We start from the raw sequence: 1860 nt of genomic DNA, 5'->3' as shown, positions 1-1860 counted from the left end.
TTATTCATTCTGTTGATGAAGTGCTACGCAACGAGTTTGGGAAAAGCCTAGGCTCACGTGGTGTTTCTATTCTTGACCCTTTCACTGGAACCGGTACCTTTATCACAAGGCTTTTACAATCTGATCTCATAAAACCAGAGGATATGGAATATAAATTCCGTCATGATATCCATGCCAATGAGATTGTCTTACTTGCGTATTACATAGCAGCGATTAACATTGAATCGACCTATCATAGTCTTGTGAAAGGAGAGTATATTCCTTTCAAGCATATTGGTTTGGCTGATACATTCCAGATGCTTGAAGAGAAGAACTTGCTACAAAAATTGTTTAAAGAAAACAGTGAATATTTAGAACATCAGAAGAAACTGGATATCAAAGTTATCTTTGGCAATCCACCTTATTCAACAGGTCAAAAAAGTGCAAATGATAATGCAAAGAATACCCCTTATCACGTATTAGATAAACGTATTGGTGAAACTTATGTTGCTCAATCTAAAGCAAGTCTTAGGCAAGCACTTTATGACAGTTATATCCGTGCTATCCGCTGGGCTAGTGACCGTATTGATAATGCTGGGGTAATCGGCTTTGTTTCTGGTTCTAGTTATATAGAAAAGCCAACTATGGATGGTTTACGAAAATCTTTAACTAAAGAATTTACCAGTATTTATGTGCTCAATTTACGGGGGGATATACGTAAAAATATGTTAAGCAATGGAGCTGCTCAAGAAGGAGAAAATGTTTTTGGTAATGGTAGTATGACTGGCATTGCCGTAACACTGTTTATCAAAAACCCTAATGTTTCTGGAGATTGTAAAATTTATTATCATGATATTGGTAATAATCTCACTACAAAAAAGAAATTATCTATACTTAAATCCTTTGGTAGTATTGGTAGCATTACGGATCAATCTGGTTGGAAAGTGATTACACCAGACAAGCATGGCGATTGGCTTGGTCAACGGGATGACAGTTTCAAAGCATTTTTAGCATTAGGTCTTAAAAAAGGGCATGATAAAAGGCTTTTTGAAAATTTTTCATGTGGTCTTAAAACTAATCGTGATGCTTGGGCATATAATTCAAGCCATGAATCTCTAGCAAAGAATATGAGTAATATGATTAGTTTCTATAACAGCGAAGTAGAACGTTTTAATAATGCTTATGCACATTCTGATCGCAAAACACGTACCAATCTTGTAGACAATTTTGTCAATTCAGATGCAAAAAAAATTAGCTGGAGCCTTAAGCTTAAACAACAGTTAACGAAAGGCAAGGTTTTTGAATTTGAAGAGGTATGCCTTACACAAAGTTTGTACCGTCCTTTTACACGACAATGGCTTTATTATAATCGCATATTCAATGAAGCTGTCTGTCAAATACCATATATGTTTCCCATGGAAGATGTTATCAAAAATAAGGTAATACAAATTTCTTCTGTAGGAGCAAGAAGTGGCTTTTCTGTCTTGATGACAAAAAGTTTACCTGATTACTATGCAATAGATAATGGACAATGTTTCCCAAGATATTTTTACGAACATACTGAAACCTTGAAAAGTAAAAACAAAAAACAATCCCATTTATTTGCAAACTCTACAGAAGAAATCAAAACAACTGGTTTACAGAGGCGTGATGCCATTACGGATGAAGGGGTAGCCCATTTTCAAGCTGCTTATCCCAATGAAACAATCACTAAAGATGATCTATTCTATTATGTTTATGGAATTTTACATTCGGAAGATTATCGTACTCGTTATGCTGATAATTTATGCAAAGAACTCCCTCGTATCCCTTGTGTAAAAAGCGTTGAAGATTTTTGGATGTTTGTTACAGCAGGTCGTGAATTGGGTCATTTGCATGTAA

1 protein-coding gene is annotated in these 1860 nt (G+C 35.2%); it reads left to right on the top strand.

What is annotated here, in order from left to right:
* A partial coding sequence (locus ABD915_RS09505; RefSeq protein WP_345117689.1) for a type ISP restriction/modification enzyme occupies positions 1-1860 on the top strand: 1860 nt, incomplete at both ends.

It is taken from the genome of Bartonella jaculi (genome assembly GCF_039543045.1).
Taxonomy (GTDB): Bacteria; Pseudomonadota; Alphaproteobacteria; order Rhizobiales; family Rhizobiaceae; genus Bartonella; species Bartonella jaculi.
This window is presented reverse-complemented; position numbering and strand designations above follow the sequence as displayed.